Origin of the sequence: Candidatus Kuenenia sp., from assembly GCF_039794105.1 — a bacterium.
Lineage (GTDB): Bacteria > Planctomycetota > Brocadiia > Brocadiales > Brocadiaceae > Kuenenia.
Window position 1 is genome coordinate 13038 of the sequence record NZ_JBDIWA010000038.1, and the last position, 20786, is coordinate 33823.

General features: G+C 41.6%; 22 protein-coding genes. 7 read left to right on the plus strand and 15 right to left on the minus strand.

Annotation, left to right across the window (positions count from 1 at the left end):
- Positions 1-253: 253 nt before the first annotated feature.
- The 4 genes from ABJL82_RS14280 (at position 254) to cas6 (ending at position 4030) form a co-directional block, all read left to right on the plus strand.
- Positions 254-406, plus strand: coding sequence for a hypothetical protein (locus ABJL82_RS14280; protein ID WP_347275374.1), 153 nt, complete (start codon positions 254-256; stop codon positions 404-406).
- Positions 407-732: 326 nt separating this feature from the next.
- On the plus strand, positions 733-1737 hold the full coding sequence (locus tag ABJL82_RS14285; protein WP_347275375.1) for an Rpn family recombination-promoting nuclease/putative transposase: 1005 nt from the start codon (positions 733-735) through the stop codon (positions 1735-1737).
- 67 nt (positions 1738-1804) lie between these two features.
- Positions 1805-3034, plus strand: coding sequence for a TIGR02710 family CRISPR-associated CARF protein (locus ABJL82_RS14290; RefSeq protein ID WP_347275376.1), 1230 nt, complete (start codon positions 1805-1807; stop codon positions 3032-3034).
- A gap of 3 nt (positions 3035-3037) precedes the next feature.
- Complete coding sequence (cas6, locus tag ABJL82_RS14295) at positions 3038-4030, plus strand: CRISPR system precrRNA processing endoribonuclease RAMP protein Cas6 (RefSeq protein ID WP_347275377.1); 993 nt, start codon at positions 3038-3040, stop codon at positions 4028-4030.
- A 275-nt stretch (positions 4031-4305) separates the two neighbouring features.
- On the opposite strand, the gene argJ is transcribed toward cas6, so the two are convergent.
- The 3 genes from argJ to trpD all read right to left on the minus strand — a co-directional run bounded on the left by argJ (position 4306) and on the right by trpD (position 7306).
- Complete coding sequence (gene argJ, locus ABJL82_RS14300) at positions 4306-5541, minus strand: bifunctional glutamate N-acetyltransferase/amino-acid acetyltransferase ArgJ (RefSeq protein WP_347275378.1); 1236 nt, start codon at positions 5539-5541, stop codon at positions 4306-4308.
- 69 nt (positions 5542-5610) lie between these two features.
- Positions 5611-6153: an arginine decarboxylase, pyruvoyl-dependent gene (locus ABJL82_RS14305; protein WP_347275379.1), complete on the minus strand. Its 543-nt coding sequence runs from the start codon at positions 6151-6153 to the stop codon at positions 5611-5613.
- 136 nt (positions 6154-6289) lie between these two features.
- The gene (gene trpD / locus ABJL82_RS14310; RefSeq protein ID WP_347275380.1) at positions 6290-7306 is read right to left on the minus strand and encodes an anthranilate phosphoribosyltransferase; all 1017 of its coding nucleotides are present in this window, start codon (positions 7304-7306) and stop codon (positions 6290-6292) included.
- Between the two features lie 163 nt (positions 7307-7469).
- Between trpD and rpsU the strand changes: the two genes are divergently transcribed.
- Positions 7470-7718 carry a 30S ribosomal protein S21 gene (rpsU, locus tag ABJL82_RS14315; RefSeq protein ID WP_099324829.1) on the plus strand — a complete coding sequence of 83 codons (249 nt, stop codon included), beginning with the start codon at positions 7470-7472 and terminating at the stop codon, positions 7716-7718.
- A 12-nt stretch (positions 7719-7730) separates the two neighbouring features.
- Here rpsU and rsfS read toward each other — a convergent pair whose 3' ends face one another.
- The 7 genes from rsfS to ABJL82_RS14350 all read right to left on the minus strand — a co-directional run bounded on the left by rsfS (position 7731) and on the right by ABJL82_RS14350 (position 14579).
- A complete protein-coding gene (rsfS, locus tag ABJL82_RS14320; protein WP_347275393.1) occupies positions 7731-8060 on the minus strand; it encodes a ribosome silencing factor in 330 nt (109 codons plus the stop codon).
- A 53-nt stretch (positions 8061-8113) separates the two neighbouring features.
- A complete protein-coding gene (locus ABJL82_RS14325) occupies positions 8114-8365 on the minus strand; it encodes a zinc ribbon domain-containing protein (RefSeq protein WP_347275381.1) in 252 nt (83 codons plus the stop codon).
- Between the two features lie 327 nt (positions 8366-8692).
- The gene (locus ABJL82_RS14330) at positions 8693-11053 is read right to left on the minus strand and encodes a sodium-translocating pyrophosphatase (protein ID WP_347275382.1); all 2361 of its coding nucleotides are present in this window, start codon (positions 11051-11053) and stop codon (positions 8693-8695) included.
- 148 nt (positions 11054-11201) lie between these two features.
- The gene (locus ABJL82_RS14335; RefSeq protein ID WP_347275383.1) at positions 11202-11936 is read right to left on the minus strand and encodes a hypothetical protein; all 735 of its coding nucleotides are present in this window, start codon (positions 11934-11936) and stop codon (positions 11202-11204) included.
- Positions 11937-12045: 109 nt separating this feature from the next.
- Positions 12046-13326 (minus strand): hypothetical protein, encoded by a 1281-nt coding sequence (locus ABJL82_RS14340; protein WP_347275384.1) that lies wholly within the window; start codon positions 13324-13326, stop codon positions 12046-12048.
- A gap of 21 nt (positions 13327-13347) precedes the next feature.
- Complete coding sequence (locus ABJL82_RS14345) at positions 13348-14196, minus strand: ABC transporter ATP-binding protein (RefSeq protein WP_347275385.1); 849 nt, start codon at positions 14194-14196, stop codon at positions 13348-13350.
- A 107-nt stretch (positions 14197-14303) separates the two neighbouring features.
- Positions 14304-14579, minus strand: a complete 276-nt coding sequence (locus ABJL82_RS14350) for a hypothetical protein (RefSeq protein WP_347275386.1) — start codon at positions 14577-14579, stop codon at positions 14304-14306.
- A gap of 34 nt (positions 14580-14613) precedes the next feature.
- Here ABJL82_RS14350 and ABJL82_RS14355 point away from each other — a divergent pair, with 34 nt between their 5' ends.
- The gene (locus tag ABJL82_RS14355) at positions 14614-15291 is read left to right on the plus strand and encodes a DUF4159 domain-containing protein (protein ID WP_347275387.1); all 678 of its coding nucleotides are present in this window, start codon (positions 14614-14616) and stop codon (positions 15289-15291) included.
- A 149-nt stretch (positions 15292-15440) separates the two neighbouring features.
- On the opposite strand, the gene ABJL82_RS14360 is transcribed toward ABJL82_RS14355, so the two are convergent.
- The 5 genes from ABJL82_RS14360 to ppcA all read right to left on the minus strand — a co-directional run bounded on the left by ABJL82_RS14360 (position 15441) and on the right by ppcA (position 19146).
- Positions 15441-15605 (minus strand): hypothetical protein, encoded by a 165-nt coding sequence (locus ABJL82_RS14360; protein WP_347275388.1) that lies wholly within the window; start codon positions 15603-15605, stop codon positions 15441-15443.
- 577 nt (positions 15606-16182) lie between these two features.
- A complete protein-coding gene (locus ABJL82_RS14365; RefSeq protein WP_347275395.1) occupies positions 16183-16443 on the minus strand; it encodes a transposase in 261 nt (86 codons plus the stop codon).
- 1 nt (position 16444) lies between these two features.
- Positions 16445-16582, minus strand: coding sequence for a hypothetical protein (locus tag ABJL82_RS14370; RefSeq protein ID WP_347275389.1), 138 nt, complete (start codon positions 16580-16582; stop codon positions 16445-16447).
- A gap of 249 nt (positions 16583-16831) precedes the next feature.
- A complete protein-coding gene (locus ABJL82_RS14375; RefSeq protein ID WP_347275390.1) occupies positions 16832-17494 on the minus strand; it encodes a DUF2959 family protein in 663 nt (220 codons plus the stop codon).
- A gap of 179 nt (positions 17495-17673) precedes the next feature.
- On the minus strand, positions 17674-19146 hold the full coding sequence (ppcA, locus tag ABJL82_RS14380; RefSeq protein ID WP_347275391.1) for a phosphoenolpyruvate carboxylase: 1473 nt from the start codon (positions 19144-19146) through the stop codon (positions 17674-17676).
- A gap of 1119 nt (positions 19147-20265) precedes the next feature.
- Between ppcA and ABJL82_RS14385 the strand changes: the two genes are divergently transcribed.
- Entirely contained in the window at positions 20266-20706 is a 441-nt protein-coding gene (locus ABJL82_RS14385) for a CRISPR-associated endonuclease Cas3'' (RefSeq protein WP_347275392.1), read from the plus strand.
- The last annotated feature ends 80 nt before the right edge of the window (positions 20707-20786 follow it).

Sequence of the window (20786 nt, forward strand, 5' to 3'; positions counted from 1 at the left end):
ATTTCAGAAGACACCTTGGCAGATTTGTAAAATCTTCTGGAGGGGAATGGGTGGTTATTGCAGGCGGTCGGTTAATGGGTTTTACCTGTAAAGAAAATTTATCGAATCTGGCGAAAAAGGCTCATAAACAATTTCTAGATGATACACCACTTCTTTCGCCTACACCTCGATATGAGGAACAGAACCATATTTTATAGCATTACGTATTTTTGGCAGTTAATCCATATTCACTTGAAGCTTAAAATCATTAGCGATGAAAAAGAAACCAAATTTTGAAGAAACATCTGCAAAAATTAGAAAAATTATAAAAAGACGAAAGCTCAAACCAGAGGTTGTTAAGGAAGCTATACAGTGGGCAAGAAAACAAAGGGGAATAAAATCGGATAGCACTCTTAAACAAATCTAAAAACAAAGTGAATTGCCCGGTATCACAAAATGTGATACCAGCAAAAAAAAATTTCTATAGATTCAGGAAACATATCAATGGTTACGGTCTCAAAAGCCACCGAATGCATAATTTATGTAATCCTATTCCCACCGGTAGACAAAGTGTACATAAGTGCTTAAAATGGTAAGTTGCATATATAATATCCATGTAACTGAGAGGGTTTAGGTCCATGAATACTATCCGCTTGAACAGCTTGAACTAATTAAACGTCAATACACGATCTAACCACTTGACCACTTGACCATTTAACGAATCAAGAGAGAATTGTAACAAAAAAAGCATCTATGGAAATAATCAATCCACACGACAAATTCTTCAAAGAGACCTTTTCCATACGGGAAAATGCAATCGATTTTGTTAGCGGGACGTTCCCCCCTGAAATCCTGAAAAAGCTGGATTTATCCACTTTAACACAGGATAATAACTCATATATCGACGAGGAACTCAGAGAATATTTTTCAGACATTGTATATACCTGTTTCTGTAAAGACAAAGAACTCCGGATAACCCTTTTATTCGAGCATAAGAGTTATGCCGTAGCATGTCCATATCTGCAGTTGATTAAATACCTTTTAAAGATATGGGAATCAAACAGCAAGCAGGCGCAAAGACTCATACCGGTAATTCCGGTGATATTGTATCATGGCAAAGATGCGTGGACAGTCAGAAGGTTCAGAGACTATTTTGAAGGGATAGACGAGGTATTCCACAGGTTTATACCGGAATTTGAATATCTGCTAACGGATCTGAGTTGCTATAGTAATGAAGAAATAAAGGACAGGGCATTTAGAAGGGTATTCCTTCAAATAACCATGTTATTAATGAGGAACATATATAATGAGACAGTTCTGGAAGACAAGCTAAAGGGATTCTTTGAAATAGGGAGGCAGTATTTTGAAGAGAAAGAAGGGGTAAAATTTCTGGAAAGTGCAATCAGGTATTTGTACTATGCGTCGGATATATCGGAAGAACGGGTAATAGAAACCCTGAAAGAGATATCAGAGGAAGGAGGTAAATTAAGCATGACAATAGCGGCTAGATTAATAGAAAAAGGCAAAATGGCTGGTAGAGCGGAAGGCGAGAAAGAGGGAGAGAAGAAAGGAAGGATAGAAGGTAAGATAGAAGGTATAAAGGAAGCGATAGAGATTGGTTTAGAGCTAAAGTATGGAGTTGAAGGTTTAAGACTTCTGGAGCGTATCAGGAAAATAGCAGTGATAGAGAAGCTGGAGTCAATAAAGGAAGCGGTGAAAATATCAAAGAATTTGGAAGAAATTGAAAAATTGCTCTAACAAGATAAACACGTAACAATTTTGTTGAATATGCCACATTTCTATTGAATACCTTGGAGAAAATAAAATGATCAAGGCGATGATAATCTCTGTCGGCGGCACGCCGGAGCCTATTATAAAATCTATTACGGAATGCAGGCCGGAATTCGTATCATTCTTCGCATCACAGGATACTTTCGACAAGGTAACTGATATTAAACAAGGTGTACGTGAGACAACAGGACATACCATAAAAAATGAAATAACTCTTGTCGATAAGGTTGATAATCTGTTGCATTGTTTCGCCAAGGCTGAAGAGGCAGTAAAAAGGGTGCTGTCAAAGGGCTACCACAGCGATGAGGTTATTGTGGATTATACGGGCGGTACAAAAAATATGTCTGTCGCACTTGCTCTCTCATCCATTACTCATGGCTTCAGTTTTTCATATGTGGGAGGCACCGAGCGGACAAAAGACGGTGTGGGGATTGTCGTTGACGGCAAGGAAAAGGTAAGTAAGAGCGTTAACCCATGGGACTTCCTTGCCATAGACGAACGTATGAAGATATCCTTTTTGTTTAATACCAACCAGTTCAAGGCAGCGAAGGAGTTGGCCGACGAGGCATTGAAAAGAAGCACCGAATACAAAACGGTATTTAAAAAACTGAGTTTTCTTATTGATGGATACTACAACTGGGACCTGTTCAAACACGGCGAAGCCAGGAATAGGTTCGAAAGGGCAAGGATAGAAGATCTTCTGGAAACAAGAGACGAAAAGATACGAATGTTTGTTAAAGCCACTATCCAGCTTAAGCCGCAACTGGATCTGCTTTCTAAACAACAAAGACAGCCCGACAGATTATTTGTCCTCGATATATTCTCAAATGCCGAAAGGCGATTTGAGGAAGGAAAGACAGATGACGCTGTCGTGCGGCTCTACAGGGTCGTTGAAATGCTTGCGCAGGAAAGGCTCCTGAAACAATATGAAATAGATACAGGCAACGTTGGTGAGGAAAAATTGCCGCCACAGATAAGGAATGATTTTATTGGCAAATATAAAGACAAAAAAGACGGGAGGATAAAGATAGCGCAAAATGCTGCATTTGAATTGCTCGAAGCTCTGGGTGATGATCTGGGCAAAGAATTTAACAAACGGATAGCACAATTCCGCCAGATTCAATCGCAAAGAAACAGTTCTTATCTTGTCCATGGATTTACCTGCGCAAATGAAAATACATATCTGAAATTCAAAGAGTTTATCCTGGACCTGAATATATTCAAGGCACAGGATGTAATCGTATTCCCCAGACTCAATATTTAAATTATGAAGATACCCTATAAACGCTTTACCTTTATCATGGAAGCTGAAGAAGAAATAAACCTTCCTTCGTATAAAGGTTCTACCTTCAGAGGGGCTTTTGGCACACAGTTCAAAAAGGTGGTCTGCGCCCTGAAGAAAGAGGATTGCCGTGACTGCCTGCTCAAACAAAGATGCGTGTATGCACATGTCTTTGAATCCCCCTCCCCGGATGAGAATAACATACTTGGCAGGGTAAACTCCATTCCCCATCCATTTGTCATAGAACCGCCGGAAGTGGAAAAACAACGATATCATGCCGGGCAGACTTTTTCCATCGGCCTCATACTAATTGGCGATGCAATACAATACCTGCCCTATTTCATCTATACCTTTGACCTGCTGGGACAAACCGGTATTGGCAGGGGGAGGGGAAGCTGCAAGCTTCGGGAGGTATACGCAGTCAGCGAGCAGTACAATACCAAATTAATTTACAGCGCCACAACCCGTAAGGTCGAATCTTTCGGTAAAGAATGTATAGACCTAAGCCTATCGATCCTTGCCGTAATGGATGGAAAGGTTACAAACTCCGTGCATAACGGCCATGAAGAAATTACCCTGAGATTTCTCACGCCCACCCGTTTGAAATATGAAGGCAAACTTACAATAGACCTGGAATTTCACATCTTCATCCGGCAACTCCTGCGACGATTGTTTTTACTCAGGTATTATTACTGCAAAGACCTCCCGGCGGATGGCGGATTACCCGGCGACGGCTATCACCGCATGCTTATAGAGAGGGCGCACGCAACGGGTATTAAAGAGTCATACCTTCAATGGTGCGACTGGGAACGATATTCCCGCAGGCAGGAGACCAGGATGAAACTTGGCGGACTCGTAGGGGATATCGTATATACAGGAGCTATTTCACCTTTTTATCCATTCATTGAGGCGGGGAAGATCTTCCATGTCGGCAAGGGAACAAGCTTCGGATTGGGAAAGTATACGGTCGTAGATTGAAATATTTCGTACAAGAATCCGGAAATCAAATTGATGGTAATAAATTATGCCTTCGGCGACTGGTATTGGATTTACCCACCGCTGCCCCTCCCAAGAGGGGAAGTTGATGTAGAGACGCACGGCCGTGCGTCTCTACAAGTTTGGAGCATTAGGTTTTTTGTCATTTGAAATTGTTTCGTATTTCGAATTTGATGTGGCCAAAGGCTGCGCCAAGTAATCTGTAGTTCCTTTCATATTTGGCGTTTTGTGCTTGTTTGGCTGTTGGTTTGTTCAGGTTAGGTGTGATAATCGGCATTGATAGAGACGTATTCTTTTGATAAATCGCACGTCCAGATTGTATCCGAGTAATCTCCGGTTCCTATTTGCAGTTTGATAAAAATATCACGCGCTTGCATAGAAGTTTTTAGGGCGGCATAATCAAAGGAGGCGGGCATTCCCTTTTCATAAACAAGCACATCGTTGATATGAAGCGTAGTGTTTGCTTCGTCAAGCTCAACCCCGGCATAGCCGGCGGCAGAAACGATACGCCCCCAGTTTGGGTCGCTTCCGTGCATTGCCGTTTTTACGAGAGGTGAATCTCCGATAGTTCTGGCAGTTTTTGTGGCGTCATTGAGGGATTTTGCGCCCGTTACAAGGATTTGAATGAATTTTGTTGCCCCTTCCCCGTCCAGAATAATGGCTTTTGCCAGCCATCCGGCAACGTAGTCGAGCCCTTTCTGGAACAGTGATAATTCGGCCCCTTCAGACGTCACCTCAACGCCGGAAGCCCCGTTTGCCATAATGGCGGCTGTATCGTTTGTACTCATGTGCCCGTCAATCGTGATACGGTTAAAAGATTGCTCTGCTGAATGTACTAGGCACGTATGCAAAAGGTCTGCTGAAATTTTGGCATCGGTCGTTAAGAAACAGAGCATTGTGGCAATGTTTGGAGAAATCATTCCTGCCCCCTTGCTGATTCCTCCAATGAACATTTCTTTTCCTTGTGTTTTTATTTTAATCGCAATGCTTTTGGGTCTTATATCCGTGGTCATAATCGCCTGTGTGATTGATCTTCCATGTGCAGGGGTATTGCCTAAAGAGGCGGACGCCTGCTGAATACCTGAGGAAATTTTATCCATTGGCAAGTGTTTGCCTATGATGCCCGTGGAAGATACCAAAATTTCTTCCGGAGGAATTGCGAGGAGCTTTGACGTTATCGATGCCATCTCTTCAGCATCTTTGTAACCACGTTCCCCTGTGCATGCATTAGCATTGCCGCTGTTTACCACTACTGCACGAAGTTTTCCGCCCCGGATGTTTTTTCTCCCCAGCAGTACAGGCGCAGCACATATCTTGTTTGTTGTGAAAAGAGCTGCTCCCGTTGCAGGGATTTTTGAAAAAATTATGCCCAGGTCAAGACGCTCTTTTGCTGTTTTTATTCCACAATAAGTTCCTGAAGCCTGAAACTCTTTTGGAGTGACTATGCCCCCTGAAGGAAGTTCTTGTAAGTATTCGGGTACGTGTTCTTTCATGTATTAGGGGAGCGTTTTATTGCCTGAAGTTTGAAGTATATTTTCAACGTAATAAACGGGAAAAAATCCTTATAAAATAAACACTGCGGCAGCTACGACGGTTGTCCATAAACCGTGCTTATCTCCTCTGGCCGCCTGAGTAATATTCCTTGTCTTTACAATCTTCCCACTCATCCGGTAAATTTCTTTGCGCTCATCGTAGTTTTTCTCAGGGTCAAATTCGATACCAAGGGTGCTTGCTAACATGGTAGCCGCAAGGTCTTCAGCATAATCGCCGGATTTTTCCTCCGTTTCTCCGAAGGCATGGTGCTCGCTCAGATATCCATACCCTACGGTTGAAGGTATGGCCATACCGACGGAAGCGGTTATCATCCTGTTTGGTTCGCAGGTAGAATTTTCGCTCATTACACAGAAAACTACCTGCCCGGCCTTTAGCATAGGGACCCCCTGCGGCTTGGAAATTATCTTGCAATTTGGCGGACATATACTGGATACGCGCACCAAATTACACTTTTCTATACCTGCTTTTCTTAAGGCAAGTTCAAAGGATTGCAATTTGTCTTTATGTTTCCCGACGCCTTTTGTAAAGAATACCATCTTTGGTATCATCATAATTATAATTCCTTCGAGAATGGTTGATTGTGTAAGGTTTATAAAATGAAAAGATTCGGGTAGTGAAACAAATTTCAGTATGAAAAGCAACAGAATTATCACAAATAAAACAGGCGGGGTTTTTGTGGCGTAACTTCTAGCGCTGCCAGCTTATATCGATTAATTTCCGGAGCGATTCTTTCGCCCTTCCTTCATCGATAGACCGACCGGCGACGTCTATTCCCTCTTCTAAGGTTTTTGCCTTTCCACCGGCGATGATTGCGGCTGCTGCATTCATAAGGACAATGTCTCTTTTAGGGCTGCGGACGCCGTCGAATATCTCTTTCATTGCCAGCGCACTCTCTTCCGGTGAATTTACCATAAGATCTGAAAGGCTGGATTTTTTTATTCCAAAATCCTGAGGATCTATATAGTAGTTTTTTATTGCGCCATCAGCAAGTTCGCAGATTTTTGTTTTTCCTGTGACGGTGATTTCGTCCAGGCCGTCAAGTCCGTGTACAACAAAAGCATGTTTATCGCCTAACCGCTTTAGGGTTTCCGCAATGATAAAGGTCAGGTGTTCATTATATACCCCGAGAATACGGTGGACAGCGCCCGCGGGATTTGCGAGAGGCCCGATAAGATTAAATATTGTCCGTATCCCTATCTCTTTTCTTGGTTTGCCCGCATGTTTCATTGCCTGGTGTAAAAGAGGCGCAAAGAGAAATCCAACATTTGCAGCTTCAATACACTTCTCTACTGTTTTTACATCTGCCTCGATATTAACACACAAACGCTGCAAAACATCCGCACTGCCACAATTACCAGAAACCGCTTTGTTCCCGTGTTTTGCAACTTTTATGCCCGCTCCTGCTATAACAAATGCAGCCGTGGTAGAAATATTAAATGTATTTTTTGCGTCGCCGCCTGTTCCACAGGTATCAACAATTATCCCTGCACCGACGTTTATCTTTAAGGCTTTTTGTCGTATCGCCAGCGCACATCCTGTTATTTCATCAACAGTTTCACCTTTCATACATAAGGCAGTTAAAAACGAGGCGATTTGAGCCTCTGTCGCATGCCCTTCCATAATTTGTGTCATCGCGGCAAAGCTTTCTTCCTGGCTCAAATTCCTTCTGTTTATTAGTTTGTAAATTATTTCCTTGTCAAACATGGTATTAAACATTCAAATTTTTAGTAACACGAAAACAGACATATATTTTGATCCATATTTGCCGTTCTGGTCAATTTTTTACTTGACAGAGAATGACATAAGTTTTACAATTATCCTTTAATTTTTACAGACCAAATATTATAGAAAGGCTTTAAGGAGATTTATGGCAAAAATATTAATTACATCCGATGAAAACATAAGAGATGCCCTTCGAAGGTTTAAGAAAATGTGCGATAAAGAAGGTATTATTAATCAATCAAAACGCATTGCGTATTTTGAAAAACCTTCGGAGAAAAAACGTCGTGAAGAAAGCCGTCGTATAAAAAATATTAAAAGGGCTCAAAAGCTGGGCATTTCAGGACAAACAGTGGTTGCACGCACAAGCTTTACCCGTTCTGGCAGAAATAATTAACGGACGCCTCGTTTACAGAGGCGTTTTCCATGGTATTTTTGGTGCGTCGCCCCATAAAAGCTCGAGGTCATAAAAATGGCGCATTTCCTGGCAAAAAAGGTGAAGCACCACATCTCCATAATCGATTAGTATCCATTTTGCCTCAGCATATCCCTCTATGCCGCTACGATAAATCCCATACTCTTTCATTCTTAGTTCAACTTCATCTGCAATACCCTGCAACTGACGGCTGTTCAATCCGCTGCAAATAACGAAGAAATCGGCAATAAAGGTTACATCTTTTACCTCCAATATTACTATTTCTTCCGCTTTTTTATCATCTGCAATTCTGGCAAATATAATAGCCTTTTCTTTAGAATCTAACGTTTTTTCTCTCCTTAAAACATAAAGTTTTTTTATTGATTTTCCAAAGTATCTTCGAAACCCGGATTATAGTGTGCTGAGGATTCGACATCCGCAATGTTGCTCCCGCAATAGAAACAAAACTTTGCGTATTTGGGATTTACGGATGCACAATCATCGCACCTGTAATACAAAAGCGTTCCGCATAAAATACAAAAATTCGCGCCTTTTGCATGATGATCAAACTGGCAATGAGAATTAGGGCATATTTTGCACTCTGCGTCCGCGTAACTATTATTCGCCATAATTTTACCTCCTCTCTTTAAACGACAGCAATTTTGTAAAGGACTGTTGCGGTTAAAAAAAATACCACTATCTGCCACGGTTAAACAGATTTATTGTAAAACACTTTAGTCTTTTGAAAAATTCCAGCAATGTAGTGCGACGAGGTTCGTCGCACCAAAAAAAAACAGTGCGAGAAGGAATAGGGTCTACTCAAAACAATATGACAAACCTCGTCGCACTACAAATGATTATTTCCAGTTTCAAAAGACGAAAGTGTACTATTTGTTTGACTGACTATAGAAGCATGGCGCTGAATGTTTCAATTCAACGCCATGCTTTAGTTACCGCTAATTAAGGTGTAAAAAAGCGCTGATTTGTTCCGAATATTTAAGGGTGATTCCTGCAAAGACTACTGATACTACGGACATCAGCTTTAATAAAATATTTAACGACGGTCCCGAAGTATCTTTGAACGGGTCTCCTACCGTATCTCCCACCACGGCTGCTTTATGCGCATCGGAGCCTTTCCCGCCGAATGCACCGCTTTCGATATATTTTTTTGCGTTATCCCATGCGCCGCCAGCGTTTGCCATGAAAACGGCCAGCAGAAATCCGGTTGTTAAGCTTCCCGCCAGGAGACCCACAATGCCAGGCACCCCCAGTATTAAACCTGTTGCAATTGGGGTCAGAAGCGCAAGTACAGATGGAAGTATCATTTCCCTCTGAGCGCCCTTAGTGCTTATGGAGACGCATGCGGCGTAATCCGGCGTGCTTGTCCCCTCCATTATTCCGGGAATTTCCCGGAATTGTCTCCTTACTTCTTCCACCATACTACCCGCGGCACGTCCTACAGCCTTCATTGTCAATGCGCAAAAGACAAAGGAGATTAACCCCCCAATAAATAAACCGACCAACACCTTTGGATTAATTAAGGTAATATTCATAGAGGACATAAGGTCGGCTAAAGTTGCTTTTGCCATGTCAATGTTTATGCCGGCAACCTGTATGACATGTGTTCCTGCACGCTCCAATCCTAATTTTACCTGCTCTACAAATGACGCAATCAATGCCATTGCGGTTAAAGCGGCCGACCCAATCGCAAACCCTTTCCCTGTAGCAGCCGTTGTGTTTCCCAAGGCATCCAGTGCGTCTGTTCTTTCTCTGACGTACGGCTCAAGCCCACTCATCTCCGCGTTGCCGCCTGCATTGTCAGCAATTGGCCCATAGGCATCAGTAGCAAGAGTAATGCCTAGGGTGGAAAGCATGCTTACGGCGGCAATGGCAATGCCATAGAGGCCGAGTGAAGTATTTGCAAAACCACCGGCAAAGCCAAAGCTTAATAAAATTGCGACCGAAATTGTTACCACTGGAATAATAGTAGATTTCATGCCAGTTGCAATGCCATCTATGATAACCGTCGCAGGGCCTGTTTTCGCATGCCCCGCTATGCCTTTTGTCGGCGAATAATTTGAAGAGGTATAATATTCCGTACCTTTGCCTATAATTATACCGGCAATTAATCCGGTAAATATGGAACCCCAAACACCGAAGTTTTGGGGCAGCATAAATTTAATAACGATTGCCGATGTTATCAGTATCAGAATCGAACTTATGTTAACGCCCTTCCCCAGTGCTTTCAAAAGTTCCTTTTGAGTCGCTTCTTCTTTTGTCTTCACCGTATATATGCCTATAATGGAGAGAATAATACCTACTCCCGCCAATATCATGGGCACAACCATGCCGGCGATGCCTAAACCAGCGGTTATCGCCAATGCAGCGCATGCCAGCATTGAATTGTAATATGATTCATACAAATCAGCTCCCATGCCTGCCACATCGCCAACATTGTCGCCGACATTATCAGCGATAGTCGCAGGATTTCTCGGATCATCTTCAGGAATGCCGGCCTCTATCTTACCTACCAGATCGGCTCCTACATCTGCGGCTTTGGTGAATATTCCACCGCCAACCCTGGCAAATAATGCCTGAGAGCTTGCGCCTATGCCAAAACACGGCAGCATCATCGCCATATCCAGCAATGTAAAATTGGTAAATTTGCGAAACACAAAAAACCACAAGGAAATATCCAGAAGCCCCATTCCCACAACTATAAGCCCCATTACCGCGCCGCTTCTAAAAGCAATCTGTAATCCCTGGTTTAACGATTTCCTTGCGCCTTCTGCGGTTCTTGCGCTTGCATTTGTAGCTGTTTTCATTCCTAAAAATCCGGCAAATCCTGATAAAAAAGCGCTGGACAGGAATGCGAAAGGCACTACTGTTGATTGGACTTTTAATCCGTAGGAGATGAAAAGAAGCACGAGAAAAGCACCGACAATAAAGATGCCGATCACCTTGTATTGTTGTTTTAGATATGCATAAGCGCCTTCCCGTACGTGCTTTGCAATGGAAATCATCTTTTCATTGCCTTCAGGAAACTTCATGACGCCTCTGTAAAATTTCATTGCGAAGAAAAGACCGCATATTGCTCCAAGTGGGGCAATCCACCAAAGTATCGGTATTGAGCGAGAACTATCTTCTGATGTGCCTTTAGTTGACAGGAGGGGGTGCTCTGCCCGGGCCGCTTCTCCGATGTCAAACGCAGGCATCTCCGTGCTTACCTTTGCGGCTGTTTGAGCCTGGGCATTGTGAGAAAAAATATCTGACTTTACCGCCCCAAAGATAAAAATGGTCAACATCAAAAGTATCATTGTGATACTCACACGGTTGACTTTAAATATAAGATTAAAAATACGTAAAAAATTATTCATCGACTTACATTATTCTCCTTTCTGCCAATCATTTCTTTAATTTAAAAATGTAACGAAGCAAAGTAGTACAACACATTCACGAAAAGGTTTATTTCTCCCAGTCTTGCAAGACGGAATTATCGGCTTTATTTATTGTGTTGCGCAAAACCATTTTTTTATCTTCCAGCTTTTTGATAAACGTTCTTACCTCTACCAGGGCATCTTCAGGATATTTTTCATCATATTCTTTCCATTCCTTTATAGCGGTTTCAACATAGTCAAGGGCATTGCCAAAATTCCCCTCTTCTTCTGCGCATAGCGCCGCTTTCCACAAGGTATGGCAAATGGTTCTTTCTATCGCAGCGATATTTCTCAGCTTTGGCGTGTTTACAACAGATTTTCTCATCCAGAAAAGGGCGGCTTCGTAATTGTCTTCCCCATCCTCTTTTTTCAATTGTTCCCTGTTAAATGCAGCATATTTAAAGTACCGTTGATCAAACAAATGTGCGTACATAAACCCTAATTCAAAAAAAAGATCGCCGCTCCTGGGATTTTTCAACGCCCCCTTCTTTGCGAAATGTAATCCAGATCTGACCCATTTCCATTTGTTTTGAGGCGAATCCCATTCATGGGCGATATTATATGCCATATTCCATGCCTGAAATATCCAAACCGCAGGAAAATCAGGCTGTAGTTTAGATATGAAATTGTTAATAGTCAACAATTCATAATATTTTTTCTCCTCATGCCTGGCGAGCGCCCTTACCCACAGAAGGTCAACGACAATGCCACGTAGCCCGCCGGACAAAAGCAAAGGGATTGTTTCGGCAGGAGAATAATTCACTGGCGTTGCTGTTGAATTATTCCGGTAAGAAATTATGCCTATATTGACAAAAAAGATGATGCATAGCAGTGCATATAAAAATAAACGCCTTTTCCGCAGCATTCCGTACTTAAAAGAGTTCTCTCTTTTTTAATAGTATACAAGAAATAAGAGTACAAATGAGTACGTATATTACCGTATATTGCACAGAGAATCCAATGGTTTCTAAAGGGATATTTATACCCTTTAAAAGATATGACAGGCTGTCAAATCTTTTAAAATCAGGCAAAATAAACGAAACCCATTCTAAGGGTTTTTTAGAGAAATACTCCATATATATCATAAAGACATTTGGTTTTTTTATCATCCCAGGGAATGCGTGTTCATGTGCGCCGGAATGATGCAATAATAATGAAAAGTCTTTTACGAAATCCAGTAAATGTCCGCATAGGAAAACAGTAAATGCCAATAAAATGCTGACCGGCGCGGAGAGATATGCAGAACCCATTACGGCAACCGCGATTATCAGCAAAAATTTTAAAAAGGTTATGGCTATTGCCTTCGCATAGTTGAATACAAATCCTTTTTGCAGGGAAAAGACCTTCACACTGTTTTGTGTAGCGCCAATATAATCAGTATCAAGAACCGGGGAAGCGGTTATTTTAATGCTGTTGTGTGTTTTTATGATTTCCGGGTTTATGCTGACCGTTAATATTTCGTCTGCCTTTGCAGAAAAAACCTCTGTCTTGTTTTCTTCTGAGTGAATGCCTTCGATTCCAATTGCAAGCGGGATCGTATCTGCAATATCCCTGCTGCTATCCAATTTAAGACGGAGTTCCACTTCAAAGGGAAGGGTTTTTTTGGTTTTTTCGTGCAAATTGGGAAAGTTCCATACGGCGATACCTTCTCCCCCGCCCATGATCCAGCGAATCCATTCTTTTTCATGATGCACCTTCCCCTGAATATGAAAATGCTGAGCATTGAATTCTTTACGGGCTTTGAACAATCCTTTTTGTTCCGATAGCCGGTGAGAGGAGGCACAAAAAACGAACACAATATTCACAAAACCCAATACGGCCAGTATAAAAGCCGCTAACAATGAAAAACCAAGTGTTTTGCCGACAACAAATTTGAAAGGAGAAACAGGTTTTGAAAGAACACTAAAAATGGTTTTTTTTTCAATATCGTACGGTAACGAGATAGCGGAGTAGATGATTATTCCGGTTATGCACAAAACCGTCACTAACTGAAAAAACAATATCAGCATTATTTTTGGCAGTGCGTCGGGTTCATTTGCCGATGAGATTAACGGCGATATTGCCAAAATAATGGCGCCGGAGCCAATTAATATGTGAGGTATTTTTTTTCTAATCGCCTCTCGTAATGTATGAGTGGCAAGGGTTAGTATCATTAGTCCGAATGAGAAAATACTCTAATTGTGCTGCTGTATGATGTTAACAAACAGTTCCTCCAATGTTGAACGATGAGGATGCATAGAAAGTACTTCACCGTTTTTCTCCTCTATAAATTTTTTTACCAACTCTAAATCGCTGTCAGATAGGTTTTTGACCAGAAACTCCATTACTTCGTTTTGGCAAAGCAATTCCTTCACGTTGCCTGCCACTTGCAAAACACCTTTATCAAGAATCGCGATTCTGCTGCAAATACTTTGCACGTCTGCCAACAGGTGAGAACAGAGCAATACGGTTTTGCCCTGTTGGTTAAATTCACGTATTAGTTCTTTTATTTCCCGGCGGCCTAAGGGGTCAAGCCCGCTGGTAGGCTCGTCCAATATAATCAAATCCGGGTCATTTATTATCGCCTGCGCAATGCCGATTCTCCTCAGCATCCCTTTTGAGTATTTACTCAAAAGGCGTTTTCGGTAAGGGTTTAACCCTACAAGGTGGATTAATTTATCGATCCTTTCCTTTCTTTCTTTTCGGGAAAGATTGAAAAGTTTTCCATAAAAATCCAGGATCTCTTCCGCATTCAAAAATGTATATAAATAGGATTCTTCTGGTAGAAAACCGATCTTATTTTTGGTTTGTACATGGCCGGAAGGTTTTCCCAATAACCAGGACCTGCCGCTGGTGGGGTAAAGAAATCCAAGGAGTAATTTAACCGTAGTAGTCTTTCCCGATCCGTTGGGACCTAAAAGCCCAAATATTTCTCCCTGTTTGATTTCAAGATTCAGATTTGTCAGGGCGGGAACGCTTTTCCGTTTCCAAAAATCTTTATAAACCTTCGTAAGGCCTTCTATTTTAACGGCAAAACTATCCACTCTGTTTTAATTTTTCCACACAATACCAGGCGTTATGTATAATATAAGGTAATTAGGGGGGTAATTGCCTAGAAGCGTAGATACTCTAATCAAATTCATTTAATTAGTCAAACAATATTTAAGGCAATAATTTCTGAAGGAAAAACACGATTTAACGATTCATTGATTGGACGCGAAAACAGTCGGCAGTCTACAGTCGGCAATCTGCCGACTGCTTTAAAATTTGTCACTTGGAAAATCTCTGCGAAACAGATATAGTATTTTATAATTATTATAATATATTCTTGTTTTACAATCTTTTGGCCTAAAAATACTCCTGGTAAAATGAAACACAACCATTTCAATTTATCTATCTCCTTTTCATTTATTTTGTTCGTAGCCACTATCTTATCCCCTTCCCCCAACACGCTTTTTGCAATGGGTGATGCCTCAAGGTTTACCTTTGTACAGATTGAGTATTCCAACGGCAATTGGAACCCACGGCCAAATACCGGCAACCGGCTCATGTGGGAGCTGATGAAGAGAACCAGCGTGGAAGCAAGCATTGGGACCAGATCCGTCAGGCCCGGCGATAAAGAGTTATTTGAATATCCCTTTGCCTACATGTCGGGAGACCGTGAATTTCCCCCTTTTAGTGATAGCGAAATTAGTAATCTTAAGTTGTACCTTGAGTTCGGAGGAACCTTGCTCATTGACGACTGCATTGGAAAGGACAATTTCGGTTTTGACAAGTCCATACAACGGGAAATTAAGCGGATATTTCCAAACAAATCGTTGGAGCCGCTTCCATTAGAACATACTATCTTTAAATCCTTTTATCTGCTGAACAGGGCATATGGCCGGATTATGGAAAAAACGTTTCTGGAAGGGATAACCCTTGGGAATCGTACCGTAATAATTTATTCACACAATGACCTCGGCGGCGCGTGGGCGAAAGACCCTCTGGGTACGTGGGAATACGAAGTGATTCCCGGAGGAGAGAGGCAGCGGGAAATGGCCTTTCGCCTTGGGATAAATATCATTATGTATGCCCTGACGGGGGATTATAAACAAGACCAGGTACACCTTCCCTTCATCATGAAAAGAAGGATGTGAAAACTATCAGGAACAATGAGAAGCCGGCATTCCTGAAAAACATGTCAGCGGTTTCGCAATATTTGCCTAATATGTTGTAATTGCAATAGCTATGCTTGCATTGCATATCCACATTCCAAAATGATTACTTCGTAGGCAATGGGTGTAAATTATGCCTTCTGAAACATTTTTATGTAGGGCGAATAGATTCTTCGCTCTAAAACAGGGGTATTCACCCACTTCTTACGGCCTTTCAGCCCTACCTTGAAATTTCTAAACATGAGTTCAACATGGACAAACGGGGTTTGTCCGTGCCACCCTTGTAAAACTAACATTTTGTGCTCATTTTGAGTATATTCGCAACAATTTAGTTTTTTGGAAAAGTAGGGACGAAGCATTAAAAACCGCTCGTTCCCAAGCTCCTCAGACTGAGTCAAATAAAAGTTGCAGCGATGGTGTATATTCGGCTTAAAAAGTATAGAATAATCTTTTTCGACACTTTATTTTGTATCAGGTCTGAAAATTCCAGTAATATATCTTTATTAGTGCATTCCGGCGTCTAATCCCTCTGGTTTTACATGCTATTGAACTTTGCAATCAACATTGGCACACCAATTATGGTTATCATTCTCGCCATGTTAAAACAGGTTGAAAGGTTTGCAGGTAGTGCATTTTCCAAAATGCTTGCATTCACGACACTCTTTACCTACTGCCTTGTAACTTATTTTCTACTCAGAACCAAATGCGTATCCTTTCTTCTCAAGTATATTTCCTTCAGGACAAATATATACATCCTTTTCCTTATCGTAGCCAAACTCTTCCTTGCCAAACGGCTCTAACTCCGTTTTCTTGTCTCTTTTTGCGCCTGCCTTCTGCTCGGCATTATTACCTTTACACCTTCCGGTACTTTCTCTATATCAATCCAATCTCTATGCAGAATTTTACATTCTGATTTAAAACCTGTTTTATCGCCTTTTTATTCTCTTTGCGAAATCTCGATATCGTACGGTAATCAGGTTTTATACCGGATACTAACCACATGGGGGATAGATTATGATAGCACGCCCTTTCCAGTCTGCGGGAACTCATTTCTCCATAGGAATATCCATATACGATTAATTTTAAGAGCGCCCTTGGCTGATACTCATGCGCACCGGCTTTATACGCATTGATCTCAAAAACCCATTTCCTGAAGGTCTAAGCTTTCTACAAATGCATCATACGCCCTCACAGGGTCTTCTTTTCCTACATAATCTTGTATTACCGGTGGAAAAAGTGTGTTTTGATCTCTATTTCCTATAATATATGCCACATTCCCCTTGCCTCCTTGTTTTATGCAATCATGTGTGGTGAAAACAAACCGTAAAATAGGCTTATCTCTTTATTCTACTATCAGGCTAAAACCTGTCCCCAACGCCTGGCTGGTGAACGGTTGTTTGGCTGAAAATAGTTTCTTATTCCCCCTATATGCCCTTTTTAGGTCATAAATATTTTCATTTGGCCCAGTCTGAGGCGCTTGGGAACGAACATTTTTGCTTTTTCAAAAAACTAATATGTCACGTTATTTCACTATTGAATTGATGAATGAGTCGGCAATTCCAATGGAAATTTCCATCTCTTTTATCAGGGATAGGATTTCATCTTCAAGCTGGGCAAGCTCCTTCTGCAAAGAAACAATCGACTGTGTATTGATATTATGTTTCAAATACAGCACCTGGTCACGGAAATTGATGAGTACCGGGTCCATTTTTCTCTCAATATATTTCATGGAATTTATAAGATGCTCATATTGACTTTTTTTCTGCGTTAATTTCTCCTGGCTACCTTGCCTGAACGAATTACTTACATAATGCTCTAACTCCATTTCCCACTCATTGAAAAAAGCTTCTGCTACTTTTTCTATCGATTTAATATGTGCACTTACCAACAATGATTTATCACGGCATCTCTCATATTCTTTGTTCAACATATTATGCTTTTGCTCATACGTGCTGCCTTCAGCATCAGAAAACGACCTGGATTCAACCAGGGCAGATTTGAATTGTTCCTCTGTCTCTTCAAGGATATTTCTTGCATCTTTTACCCGGTTTGCAAACATATCCCTTTTGTGGTAACCAACCCTTTCCATTGTTTTATAATATGTAGTCTGACAGCCGGAAAAATTCAGCAAAACAAAAAACAGAAAAGTGAAGTAATATATACACCCTACATTCAAACGGTTCATATTTTCTCTCCTTCCGTCAAGCGCCGTATTTGGCATTATACTCAAATGGTTTTACAGGCGGTGCGGATTTAGCCTGTGGAATAGATCGGTTGTCCGTGTTAAACCTGTGCGATGTTGTGTAGCGTATTCCCCGGCAAATATTTCTTTTGGCAAAAAGGCATTCGTACCATCATTGAATACTATCCCAGGAATCCCCTCACCTTTCCAGCGGCAATAATGTTTTCCGAAACGGTTTCCTCTTTTTTTGAAAGCAGGGCATTGATGATTTGGGTGGTATATTCGCTATGCAGGAGATTTTCCACATAGTTTGTCACGTCCAATGCCTTTTCAATATCCTTTGCAATTTTTGGAGATATTAGTTTTTTAACGTCTTCATTGTAGTAGGACGCCGCCATCGAAATATCTTCAAAGAAACCGGGATACGCTGTTTTAAGAAATGAGAGGTCTTTCCCGGTGAGGGCGTGCAGCCCTAACAATTCAGGCGGTAATCCAATCGAATACAATGCGGCGCAAAAAGATATTACCCTTGGCAGGGTAATCCCCTCCACGCTTCTTGAATACCCAAAAAGTCCGATATGCAGTTTGCGCATCCTTCTCCGCGGGACAAACCACGCTATTTCACCTATCAAAGGAGCAAGCTCCTTAATTTGCTCCCGGTAAGCGGACGATAATCTTTTCGTAATATCAAAAGCGGTTTCTTCGTCAATTGCCGCCGGCGCCATCCTTTCCTGATTATTGATTGTTTCGATAGCCTTTCTGACGACTTCCTCATCGTAGTCATATTTAAAGGCAGATTGTATGGTAAACGTCTGAACACTCGGATATTCATTGAGGCATTCTTTCACGTTAAACGGCGTCATGTTTCCACGAAAAAGGTTGGAGCCGACTCCAAGGATGGGATATATTGGAATTTTAAGTTTTTCCTGCAACCTGTGCAATCTCTGCAAGGCGATTTTTACCACGAGCACGGCAGGCAGAAAACCGTAGTTCAGCGCCGGGTCAGAACGTCCGAGAAAAATTCGCTGATAGGGAAAGTTTTTGTCCTTCAAATAATCCTGTACTATGTCATCGGCAGAAAGCATATATTGGATATCTTCAACCAGGGGAATAACCTCTATTGCCTCCGGCATAAACTCGCCAATCCATTCCCTGATGGTAATATCGCCGTGGAAACATTTCTTATCCTGTTTGCCTACCACAAAATCACGGTAATAATGATATACCCGGTTTATGATATCAGCGTTGGTCGTCATGGGAATAATAACTTCAAAAATAGGCGGCGCCGCGCCATCTCCGTAAAATATCCTGGCGGTATCGTAAGAACGCGGGGCGCTTTCCAGGGTTTCAAGAAGTATTTTTGCCTCACTCTTCTCATACGCCGGATTCGGCGCACGCAAGGTAATAAACAGATCCTTGCCGATCCTCTTGTTTTTGAAAAAATTTTCATACCGCGTGAGCAGTTTTTTGATGACAAATTCATCCACTTCCTTCCCTTCGCAATCCCACATCTGTTCATCGCATCGCAAATGAGAAAACACATAATATGCCTCTTTTATTTCATCTTCGCCGCGAAAAGGGGCGCCTTCCGTAAAAAATGGCATTGTTACATTGTCGGGATGCTGCGTACTCATTGTTCTCGGTATTTTTCTCATTTTTGTGGCCTTTCAGGACAAATTTAGGTATCCGGCAACTTTCTAACCCGAACGAATCAAAAAAATGGTAACACTTTAGTTTTTTGAAACCGTAAGATATAACACACCCCTGCCCCTCTTTTTAGAGGGGTGATAAGAAGTCCCCTCTATCAAGAGGCGATTTAAGGGATGTGTTTTAATACGAATGTAAAAACGCACAGCTGTGCGTCTCTACTCGAAAATAGTGTTTCGGGGCTATTAAGGGCATCCGTTCTGTCATTTTTGACCAAGGAATCATATCATTTTCCCTCTGCAATGGCAATGCCTTCTCTTAAATTCCCAACATGGACAAGCCGGAACCAGGGGCACAAAATATGAAAAATGCGCTCGTTTAGCATATCTAAAACATTTTGTCATTAGAATTTGTTTCGGACTTCACAATGGTATTTAGCGGAAATCTGGTTTTTTAAAAGTGAAAATTGGTAACACTTTAGTTTTTTGAAAAATTCACGGGATAGAAAAAATACCATGTAGCCCCGTCAGGAGCGGTCTGTTTGTAGCGCAATAAAATTCAATAAGGTAAATAGCTGTTATAATATCCTATTTTGTTACAAACAGGCTGCTCCTACGGAGCTTAAAAGTTATGCTTTCCCTGGTAATTCAAAATTTCGTTAAACCACGGAATACACAGAAAGAAAAAGAACAATGGATTCCGTGTCTTCCGTGTGTTCCGTGGTCCCTCTGTTTCTCTAACAGGTAATACGTTTTTCAAAAGACTAAAATGTTACGGAAAGTGCGACGAACCTAGTCGCGCTACATGAATTTAGCGGGCTTAGATATCAAGTGAGGAACGAGCAACAACCGTTTGTAGCAAGGCTTCGCCCTTACACTGTAATTGTTGGAAAATTTTCAAAAAACTAAAGTGTTACATTACTTTTCAAAAGACCCTGGACTTACAGTAACCATAATAATAAAGACAGGCATCGGTTCATTCATGTTAAGATCGATGTTATTTTGGTTGCGGCGGCATTTGAATTGGGGGAGAATCCCGCGGAAAGCCAGGCAGGTTAAAAAATTTGCCGATAAATTTGGCGCTGGGGATTTGGCTTATTGGGTAGGTTTGTGTATTGGAGGAATATAATGCCTGAGTATTTTGCACATTCAGAAAATAGTAATAAAGAGAAACACAGCTTATCAAAACATCTGCACCAAACGGCAATATTTGCGGAATCCTTTGCATGTCATGAAAACTACAAACAAATTTTCAAGATGGCAGCTTTGTTGCATGATCTTGGCAAGTATCAACAGGCATTTCAGGACTATCTCATAAACGGTGGGAAACGCGGCAGTGTGCCTCATGCTTCCTGGGGCGCCGGGTATGCACGACTTTGTAGAATTATTGAGGCGTCAATTGCAATTGACGGGCATCATAAGGGCTTGCCGGACAAGTCAGCGTGGAAGAGTGATACCGAGCCTTTCACTCGGGGAGAAGTCTCCGGATTTGAAAAGATTAAACAAGATTTTATTAACGACGCGTATCTATTCAGCGTATTTTCACCCACTGTCGTTACGAGCTGGTAAAAGCAGGCAATTCACCACGGAATAGCATCTGTAATACCCGGCTCAAATTTACCCCTTGTTTTCGACAGGTCGAGAGATAA

Bases quoted from the DNA above. Each gene is read 5' to 3' on its own strand.
- ABJL82_RS14305 (WP_347275379.1), bottom strand. From the start codon at position 6,153: ATGATGATACCAAAGATGGTATTCTTTACAAAAGGCGTCGGGAAACAT.
- ABJL82_RS14375 (WP_347275390.1), bottom strand. From the start codon at position 17,494: ATGAACCGTTTGAATGTAGGGTGTATATATTACTTCACTTTTCTGTTT.
- ABJL82_RS14340 (WP_347275384.1), bottom strand. From the start codon at position 13,326: ATGATACTAACCCTTGCCACTCATACATTACGAGAGGCGATTAGAAAA.
- ABJL82_RS14325 (WP_347275381.1), bottom strand. From the start codon at position 8,365: ATGGCGAATAATAGTTACGCGGACGCAGAGTGCAAAATATGCCCTAAT.
- ABJL82_RS14290 (WP_347275376.1), top strand. From the start codon at position 1,805: ATGATCAAGGCGATGATAATCTCTGTCGGCGGCACGCCGGAGCCTATT.
- ABJL82_RS14385 (WP_347275392.1), top strand. From the start codon at position 20,266: ATGCCTGAGTATTTTGCACATTCAGAAAATAGTAATAAAGAGAAACAC.
- ABJL82_RS14330 (WP_347275382.1), bottom strand. From the start codon at position 11,053: ATGATACTTTTGATGTTGACCATTTTTATCTTTGGGGCGGTAAAGTCA.
- ABJL82_RS14285 (WP_347275375.1), top strand. From the start codon at position 733: ATGGAAATAATCAATCCACACGACAAATTCTTCAAAGAGACCTTTTCC.
- argJ (WP_347275378.1), bottom strand. From the start codon at position 5,541: ATGAAAGAACACGTACCCGAATACTTACAAGAACTTCCTTCAGGGGGC.
- cas6 (WP_347275377.1), top strand. From the start codon at position 3,038: ATGAAGATACCCTATAAACGCTTTACCTTTATCATGGAAGCTGAAGAA.
- ABJL82_RS14360 (WP_347275388.1), bottom strand. From the start codon at position 15,605: ATGTTAGTTTTACAAGGGTGGCACGGACAAACCCCGTTTGTCCATGTT.
- rpsU (WP_099324829.1), top strand. From the start codon at position 7,470: ATGGCAAAAATATTAATTACATCCGATGAAAACATAAGAGATGCCCTT.
- ABJL82_RS14280 (WP_347275374.1), top strand. From the start codon at position 254: ATGAAAAAGAAACCAAATTTTGAAGAAACATCTGCAAAAATTAGAAAA.
- trpD (WP_347275380.1), bottom strand. From the start codon at position 7,306: ATGTTTGACAAGGAAATAATTTACAAACTAATAAACAGAAGGAATTTG.
- ppcA (WP_347275391.1), bottom strand. From the start codon at position 19,146: ATGAGAAAAATACCGAGAACAATGAGTACGCAGCATCCCGACAATGTA.
- ABJL82_RS14355 (WP_347275387.1), top strand. From the start codon at position 14,614: ATGGGTGATGCCTCAAGGTTTACCTTTGTACAGATTGAGTATTCCAAC.